An 8,611-nucleotide genomic window follows, 5' to 3' on the forward strand; every position below is an offset into this window, starting at 1 on the left:
GAACAGCTCGCGGTCCTCGGCCTTGTCGATCGCCGCCGCGCGCGCGCCGATCATCTCCACCCCGTATTTCGCCAGCACCCCAGCGCGCTCGAGGCTGAGCGCGGTGTTGAGCGCGGTCTGCCCGCCCATGGTGGGGAGCAGTGCGTCGGGGCGCTCCTTCTCGATGATCTTGGCCACGAAGTCGGGGGTGATCGGCTCGACATAAGTGGCGTCCGCCACACCCGGATCGGTCATGATCGTGGCCGGGTTCGAGTTCACCAGGATGATGCGATAGCCCTCTTCCTTCAGGGCTTTGCAGGCTTGCGTTCCGGAATGGTCGAACTCGCAGGCCTGGCCAATCACGATCGGCCCAGCCCCGATGATCAGGATGGACTTTATATCTGTGCGCTTGGGCATGGGGCGGCAGGCATGTTCCGGCCCGGGCCGCGGGCCGGACGCTTGGTAAGTGGATTCTACGGGCTAGAAGCGACCATATAGGTGAAAAGAAGGGCCACGGGAACCCACCAAAGCCGCGCTCCCCAAAAAATGAGGCCCGGCCGGACCTGGTCCGCCGGGCCCTCGCAAAAAGGGGCGGTTTGCTCTGATCACTAGCGGGCGTTGCCCGGGCTCATGCCGCCGCCCCTCGCGCCGGCGCTATGCCCGATGGCGCCGCCGGTCGGGGTGAAGGTAATCATCTTGCAGGTTCCGGTGCAGGTGTCGCCCGATCCCTTTTGGCATTTTATGCCGGTACCGCTGGTATTTGGCACGGAGGTGCACGTGCCGCTATTGCCGCCGTCGCAATAGCAGTTGTAGTTGCCGGAAATGTCCCTGGGCCTCGCCATCGAGACGTCGAAGCTGAGAGTGATGGCAGAAACGGCGAGAGCCGCAACGGTCGCAACGCGGCGGAGATCGATCAGCATAGTAGTCTCCATGTCGTGAGTAGTCGGTGTGAGTGACGGGCTAATGCGTCGCGGCGGAGCCGCCGGTGCCGATCGGGCCGGCTTTGACCGCGCCCCTGGCGGCTGAGCCGCCGTTTGGTGATGACTTCAGCTCGCAACTTCCGTCGCACGTATCGGCATAGCCGCGGTAGCACGAGATCTCGGTGTCGCTCGATTTGAAGGTGCAACTCCCTTTTCCGCCCTTGCACGAGCAGTTGTAGGTGCCCTGCTCCTTCGGCATGGCGATCGCGGTTTGACTCGCGCCAGCAACCATGACGGCCGCGACGAGGAGCGCGGCTCCACTCTGAATCAACGTCGATTTCAGCATGATGTCCTCCCTTTGGGGTCCGGTTGAAGGCCGGGATTAGGGAGGGATGCGCGCGCCCGACAAGCGCGCGGCCTGGAGATACCGAGCCTCGGCAAATCAATCCGGACGAACGGCAAATTGTGACAGGCCAGAGCGCGCTTTCGGCGCCCGAGGCTCAGCCCTTCCGCTTTTCCATCATCTCGACGAAGCGGGTGAAGAGGTAGTGGCTGTCCTCGGGGCCCGGCGACGCCTCGGGGTGGTACTGCACCGAGAACACCGGCTTGTCTTTCACCTTGAGCCCGCAATTCGAGCCGTCGAACAGCGAGACGTGCGTCTCCTCGACAGTCTCGGGCAGACTGTCGCGGTCGACGGCGAAGCCGTGATTCATGGAGGTGATCTCGACCTTGCCGGTGGTGAAATCCTTCACCGGGTGGTTCGCGCCGTGATGGCCCTGATGCATCTTCCGCGTCGTGCCGCCGAGAGCTAAGCCCAGCATCTGATGGCCGAGGCAGATGCCGAACAGCGGCGTGCCCGACTCGACGAGCTTCTTGATTTCGGGCACGGCGTAGACGCCGGTCGCCGCCGGGTCGCCGGGCCCGTTCGACAGGAATACACCATCGGGCTTGCGCTCGAGGATCTCTTCGGCGGTCGTCGTCGCCGGCACGACAGTGAGCCGGCAACCGGCCGTAGCGAGCTCGCGCAGGATATTGCGCTTCAACCCGTAGTCGACGGCGACCACGTGGAAGCGCGGGCTCTCCTGCCGTCCATAGCCCTTGCCCCACTGCCACTCGGTCTCGTCCCACGCATAGCTCTGGCCCGCGGTCACGTCTTTGGCGAGGTCGAGGCCTTCCATGCTCGGGGCCTCCGCCGCCTCGCGCTTCAGTGCCTCGACGTCGAACTTGCCGTCGGGCGCGTGCGCGATCACGGCGTTCGGCATGCCCTTCGCGCGGATGAGCGCGGTCAGCGCGCGGGTGTCGACCCCGGTGATGGCGATGATCCCGCGCGCTTTCAGCCAGTCGTTCAGGCTTTGCGCGGCGCGCCAGTTGGACGGCGCGGTGATCTCGGCGCGGAGCACGCAGCCGCGCACGCCATTGGTGGCGAGCGTCGCGGCCTCCATGTCCTCGGCATTGGTGCCGACATTGCCGATATGGGGGAAAGTGAAGGTGATGATCTGCCCGGCGTAAGAAGGGTCGGTCAGGATCTCCTGATAGCCGGTCATCGCCGTGTTGAAGCAGACCTCGCCGACGGCGCTGCCGGCGGCCCCGGCGCCCTTGCCCTCGATCACGGTGCCGTCGGCAAGGACGAGCAGGGCGGTCGGCCGCTCCTCAGGCCAACCCTCCGGCGCGCGCGAGCAATCGCTCGCAGCCTCTTCGGCCGAACCTTTCGTGTGATCGTTCATCGCTCTCTTAAATTAGGGCTGCCGGCTTGCGTAAGCCTTCCGCGCAAGGTCGGGTGCGGAAACGGTCGCGTCAAGGGTCAAGGCGGAACACTTCACCCGCCTGGCCTCATGCTCGCACTCTTAGGTCACGCGGCCGCGCCGGTCAATCCACAAGCGGAAATATCTTCCTGTTAAAACAAGAACTTAGATAGGCAAATTCGCTTGCCTGCCTTCCCTCCCTCCGCTAGGTTGGAAACTTCTTCCGCAAAACCCGACGGATTTCCATGCGCGAGACGATCACCGCCGCACTGAAGGCTGCCACCAAGGCGCAAGACAAGCGCCGCATCTCGACGCTCCGCCTCGTCCAGGCCGCGATCAAGGACCGCGATATCGCCGCGCGTACTGCCGGCAAGGGCGAGGCGACCGATGCCGAGTTGCTCGAGCTGTTCGCCAAGATGATCAAGCAGCGCGAGGAATCGGAGAAGATTTACGCAGACGCCGGCCGCGCCGAGCTCGCCAAGCAGGAGGGCGAGGAGATCGCCATCATCCGCGAGTTCCTGCCGAAGCAGCTCTCCGAGAAGGAGATGGATGCGGCGATTGCCGCAGCGATCAAGAAGACGGGCGCCGCAACCGTCAAGGACATGGGAAAGGTCATGGCCGAGCTGAAATCCGCCTATGCCGGCCAGATGGATTTCGGGAAGGCGAGCGCCGCGGTGAAGACCAAGCTTGGCTGATTGAGGCCGAACGAAGCTGCCATAAGCGCCGATTAAGCGGGCAATCGGAGATCTGATCGCCGTTTCAGGCCAGCGCGGGAGGTTTTGACCCACGCGACGGGCGAACGGCAGGCACCGGCCAAGACACTCAGTGATCTGAATATCCGATCGATCCTTCGGGTTTGTCCCGCGACGACTTGTCTTGCACTGCAACATAGATTTGTCATGGCGCCACAACAACATTGTGCGATGCAGCAACGGGATATGATTCCCGCTTGGAACTTAAAAGGAGGCCAAAAATGGTCCGACTCTTTCGCACAACCCTCTCGGCTCTCGCCGCCGGCGGCGCGCTCGTCGCGCTTCTTGCCGCCAATGCCCCGGCGCATGCCGACGACGCCACCACCAATCTCGGGCCGGTCGGTCCGCGCGAGCCGCTGCTCGTCAAGATGGGGGACAAACGCATGATCGCATCCTACGTGCCGAATGGCGGCAATTGCTTTGTCAGCGCCGTCGTGTTCGACGCCGGCCCCACCGGAGGCGGATTCAACTCGACGCGCATCCGCGTGGCGCTGCATCCGGGCGAGTTGTTCGGTGTCGACGGGGCCGAGGATAAGCAGGTCGCGCTCCTGTGCGGCTTCAAGGGCGAGATGCTCACCGTCCTCAATCGCACCGAGGTCATGATGCCGGCCGCTAACGCCGTCGGCGAGTAACCGCGATCGGCCACTCCTTGCCGTAACGGCAAGTCGCTAGGAACGCCCTCCCTGCCAGCCGGGGAGGGCGTTTTGCCTCTGGCATCCAAGTCAAGGTTCCCCTTTCGTTCGCAAACGGTGGATAATGGTGAAGACGGCGATTCGCGGAAAGCGCGGTGTCGCGGAAACCTCCACTGTCCTCGCATGAAGTTCTCCGATTCGTTTCTGGATGAGATCAGAGCGCGCCTGCCGGTGTCGCAGATCGTCTCCCGGCGCGTGCCGCTGAAGCGGGCAGGCCGCGAGTGGAAAGGGCTCTCGCCGTTCAATCGCGAGAAGACGCCGTCCTTCACCGTCAACGACCAGAAGGGGTTCTACCACTGCTTTTCGTCCGGCAAGCACGGCGATATCTTCACCTTCCTCATGGAAACGGAGGGCTTGAGCTTCCCGGAAGCCGTCGAGAAGCTCGCCGGCGAAGCGGGTCTGCCGCTGCCGAAGCCCGATCCGCAATTCGAGCGCGTCAACAAGGAGCGCCTCGGTCTTTTCGATGCGCTCGAAGCGGCGGCGCGGCTGTTCGAGGAGGCGCTTGCGGCGAAGGAGGGGCGCGATGCTCTGCTCTATGCTGAGCGGCGCGGGCTCAAACCCGAGACATTGAAAGAGTTCCGCATCGGCTTCGCGCCAAACGCGAAGGAGACGCTGAAAGCGCATCTCACCAAACGCGGATTTACCGAGGCGCAGCTCCTCGACGCCGGGCTCATCATCAAGCCCGACGATGGCAGGCCGAGCTATGACCGCTTCCGCAATCGCCTCACCATCCCGATCCTCGATGGAAAGTCCCGCGTGATCGGCTTCGGCGCCCGCGCGCTCGACGCGCAAGCCGAGCCGAAATATCTGAATTCGCCCGAGACGAGGCTCTTCGACAAGGGCTCGACCGTGTTCAACTTCGCCCGCGCGCGCAAAGCCGCTTTCGAGAAGGGCGAGCTCGTCGTGGTCGAGGGTTATATGGACGTGATCGCTCTGCATCAGGCGGGATTCGAGAACGCCGTCGCCACCCTCGGCACGGCCTTCACCGAGCGCCAGATGGAACAGCTCTGGCTGCTCGCGCCGGAGCCCGTCATCTGCTTCGATGGCGACAAGGCGGGAGAGGCTGCCGCCGCCCGCGCCATCGACCGCATGTTGCCGCTGCTGCGCGAAGGCCGTTCCTTCCGCTTTGCCTTCCTCCCCGAGGGGCTCGATCCCGACGACTGCGTAAGGACCCAAGGTCCGGCCGCGTTCGCCCAGTGCCTGAAAACTGCGCGCCCGCTCATCGAGGTGTTGTGGCTGCGCGAGCGCGCCGAGCAAGCGCTCGACACGCCCGAGCGCCGCGCCGCGTTCGAGGCGCGGCTCGACGCGCTTCTAGCCGAGATCGCCAATGCAAGAGTGCGCGAGCACTATCGCCGCGAGGTGAGGAGCCGGCTGTTTGCGCTTTGGCGCGAGCGGAGCGCGCCGCCGCGCGCAAAAACGAAAGCGCCGTCAAGCGCGCCCGCGCAGAACAGGACCATTCCGCCGCCGCCCTCTCCGCGAGGCTTCATCATCGCCATCGCGCTCGCCCTCATCAACCATCCCTATCTGCTCGACCGCTTCGCCGAAGAGGTCGCAAGCCTTGACATCAGGGACAAGAGGCTCGCCGGGCTTCTCGCTTTCGTCACCAGCACCATTTTCGAGCGCGAGCAGATCGCGCCGGAGGCGTTACGCGAGGCGATCGAAGCAAGCCCGCACGCAAAATTGTTTGCGCGGATCTCGCGCGAGAGTGCCTTCAAGCGCATCGCCTTCATCCAGCCGGAGAGAGAAGCCGAAGACGTGCAGGCGCAGTTCGCCGATCTCATCTACCGCTTCCGCGCCCTTCCGGCGCTCTCCAAGGAGCTTGCCGAGGGCGCCGATCATCTCGCCGAGGTCTCGGATGCCGAGTTCGAGCGCTTTGCCGCGCTCCAGCAGCAGGTTGCGAGCGTCGGCAACCATCATTCGGCCGACGATGCCGGCGATCGCGATGCCGCCGAGCGTTTCCGGGAAAAAGTTGCCGAGGTCATGCGCGAGAAGGCTGCCTGGCGGCGGGGCTATCGTCCTCCGGCGAAGCATTCTTGAGGGCTGATAGCCCTAAAGCGGCCCCGATCTTGCAGAGACATCTTGTCGATGTCCGGCTCTGGACCAAGTCGAGCGCAAGAAAATCCTCGTGCGATAGGGATTAGCACCTTGACAGGCGTTAACAGCCTCGCCAACTGATGTCCAAGACGTGCAACCATCGCGCGACCAATGGATTTTCGGGGCTGGACGCGCCTGAAGACGGGAGGAAGGCCGTGAGCCGAGCCCCCGCGACGATTGATCGGATGTTGAGGCCCGACTGGGATGGGCGCAGTCAAGCCGAAGTAACCGCACGCTTAAGTCTCTGTCGAGCCTTTTTGGGGCGAAAGAGTATAGGGAGTAGGACAGTCGAGCCAACGTTCTCGCCAGTATAAGAAAATCTGGCGACGGGCTGGCTCGGAGGTCATGCTTAATTGACGATTAACGGTGGGGCCGTTAATCGCATCTGTGACAATGCGCTCGGGAGCAGCGCCATAGGGTAGAGACGTGCGTTTCCTTACCGGGACGTCGACCGGGCAGGGGCGCGCATTGCGCTTCGGAGTAACGAGAGAATGGCGACCAAGACAGCAGAAGCCGAGGATCAAGAGCAGACGCCAGCCGAGCCGGCCGATGGCCCGGTACTCGACATGTCGGATGCCGCCGTCAAGAAGCTCATCAAGACCGCCAAGGCCCGCGGCTTCGTCACCTATGACGAGCTGAATGAGGTGCTCCCCTCCGAGGAAGTGTCTTCGGAGCAGATCGAGGACACCATGTCGATGCTCTCAGACATGGGCATCAACGTGATCGATACCGACGAGGCCGAGGAGGCGCCCGAAGGGGCCGACGCCGAGGCTGCTCCCGCCAGGCCGGTCGCAACCGTCACGGCCATCGTCAAACCCGAGACGACCAAGGAGCCCACCGAGCGGACCGACGATCCGGTGCGCATGTATCTCCGCGAAATGGGCTCGGTCGAGCTTCTCTCGCGCGAGGGTGAGATCGCCATCGCCAAGCGCATCGAGGCCGGCCGCGAGGCCATGATCGCGGGCCTTTGCGAGAGCCCGCTCACCTTCCAGGCCATCATCATCTGGCGCGACGAGCTGAACGAGGGAAAGATCCTGCTCCGCGACATCATCGATCTCGAAGCGACTTACCAGGGACCCGACGCCAAGCCCGCGCCGTCGCAGCCTTTGCCCGGCGAAGGCGAGGTGGCAAATGCCAACGGACAGAGCGCGCCCGGAACGCATGCCCGCGCTGAAGCGGAGGCCGAGGAGCCCGCCCCCGAGGAGTTCGAGGACGACGAGGACGACCTCGAGAACTCGCTGTCGCTTGCGGCGATGGAGGCCGAGCTCAAGCCCAAGGTGCTCGAGACTTTCGATCTCGTCGCCACCAACTACAAGAAGCTGCGCAAATTGCAGGAGCAACAGGTCGAGCGCGCCCTGAAAAACGACTCGCTGTCGAGCGGCCAGGAGAAGCGCTACAAGCAGCTCAAGGACGAGATCGTCGCCGAGATCAAGTCGCTGTCGCTCAACCAGAACCGCATCGACTCGCTGGTCGAGACGCTCTACGACATCAACAAGAAGCTGCTCGGCTATGAGGGCCGCCTGCTCCGCCTCGCCGAGAGCTACGGCATCCCGCGCGACGATTTCCTTGCCGAGTACCAGGGCAACGAGCTCGATCCCAACTGGCTCCGCCGGGTGGGGCGCCTCAAGAAGCGGGGCTGGGCCGATTTCATCCACGACGAGCGCGGCATGGTGAAGGAGCTGCGCCAGGAGATTCAGAACCTCGCCGCCGAGACCGGGCTCGAGATTTCCGAGTTCCGCCGCATCGTCTCCATCGTGCAGAAGGGCGAGCGCGAGGCACGGCAGGCCAAGAAGGAGATGGTCGAGGCGAATTTGCGCCTGGTGATCTCCATCGCCAAGAAATACACCAACCGCGGGCTGCAGTTCCTTGATTTGATTCAGGAAGGCAATATCGGCCTGATGAAGGCCGTCGATAAGTTCGAGTACCGCCGCGGCTACAAATTCTCGACCTACGCCACCTGGTGGATCAGGCAGGCCATCACCCGCTCGATCGCCGACCAGGCGCGCACCATCCGCATTCCGGTGCACATGATCGAGACCATCAACAAGATCGTGCGCACCTCCCGCCAGATGCTGCACGAGATCGGTCGCGAGCCGACGCCGGAGGAGCTTGCCGAGAAATTGGCGATGCCGCTCGAGAAGGTGCGCAAAGTCTTGAAGATCGCCAAGGAGCCGATCAGCCTCGAGACGCCGATCGGCGACGAGGAGGATTCCTATCTCGGGGATTTCATCGAGGACAAGAACGCGGTGCTGCCGATCGACGCCGCCATCCAGTCGAACCTGCGCGAGACCACGACGCGCGTGCTGGCCAGCCTCACCCCGCGCGAGGAGCGCGTGCTCAGGATGCGCTTCGGCATCGGCATGAACACCGACCACACCCTGGAAGAGGTCGGCCAGCAGTTCTCGGTGACGCGCGAGCGCATCCGCCAGATC

General features: G+C 63.8%; 7 protein-coding genes and 1 pseudogene. 4 read left to right on the plus strand and 4 right to left on the minus strand.

Annotation, left to right across the window (positions count from 1 at the left end; genetic code table 11):
• The 4 genes and pseudogenes from VFB18_RS08890 to carA form a co-directional block, all read right to left on the minus strand.
• A pseudogene (locus VFB18_RS08890) lies at nucleotides 1–396 on the minus strand (carbamoyl phosphate synthase large subunit); the annotation flags it as partial.
• Nucleotides 397–587: 191 nt separating this feature from the next.
• Complete coding sequence (locus tag VFB18_RS08895; RefSeq protein ID WP_324973781.1) at nucleotides 588–899, minus strand: hypothetical protein; 312 nt, start codon at nucleotides 897–899, stop codon at nucleotides 588–590.
• Nucleotides 900–939: 40 nt separating this feature from the next.
• The gene (locus VFB18_RS08900) at nucleotides 940–1,245 is read right to left on the minus strand and encodes a hypothetical protein (protein ID WP_324973784.1); all 306 of its coding nucleotides are present in this window, start codon (nucleotides 1,243–1,245) and stop codon (nucleotides 940–942) included.
• A gap of 154 nt (nucleotides 1,246–1,399) precedes the next feature.
• Nucleotides 1,400–2,623: a glutamine-hydrolyzing carbamoyl-phosphate synthase small subunit gene (gene carA, locus VFB18_RS08905; protein ID WP_324973787.1), complete on the minus strand. Its 1,224-nt coding sequence runs from the start codon at nucleotides 2,621–2,623 to the stop codon at nucleotides 1,400–1,402.
• 263 nt (nucleotides 2,624–2,886) lie between these two features.
• Between carA and VFB18_RS08910 the strand changes: the two genes are divergently transcribed.
• The 4 genes from VFB18_RS08910 to rpoD all read left to right on the plus strand — a co-directional run.
• Nucleotides 2,887–3,336, plus strand: coding sequence for a GatB/YqeY domain-containing protein (locus tag VFB18_RS08910; protein ID WP_324973791.1), 450 nt, complete (start codon nucleotides 2,887–2,889; stop codon nucleotides 3,334–3,336).
• A 278-nt stretch (nucleotides 3,337–3,614) separates the two neighbouring features.
• Nucleotides 3,615–4,025 (plus strand): hypothetical protein, encoded by a 411-nt coding sequence (locus VFB18_RS08915; RefSeq protein ID WP_324973794.1) that lies wholly within the window; start codon nucleotides 3,615–3,617, stop codon nucleotides 4,023–4,025.
• Between the two features lie 183 nt (nucleotides 4,026–4,208).
• On the plus strand, nucleotides 4,209–6,122 hold the full coding sequence (gene dnaG / locus VFB18_RS08920; RefSeq protein ID WP_324973797.1) for a DNA primase: 1,914 nt from the start codon (nucleotides 4,209–4,211) through the stop codon (nucleotides 6,120–6,122).
• Between the two features lie 548 nt (nucleotides 6,123–6,670).
• The coding region (rpoD, locus tag VFB18_RS08925; RefSeq protein WP_324973800.1) for an RNA polymerase sigma factor RpoD at nucleotides 6,671–8,611 on the plus strand (1,941 nt) is incomplete at its 3' end.

This window comes from Methyloceanibacter sp., assembly GCF_035650995.1.
Classification (GTDB): Bacteria; Pseudomonadota; Alphaproteobacteria; order Rhizobiales; family Methyloligellaceae; genus Methyloceanibacter.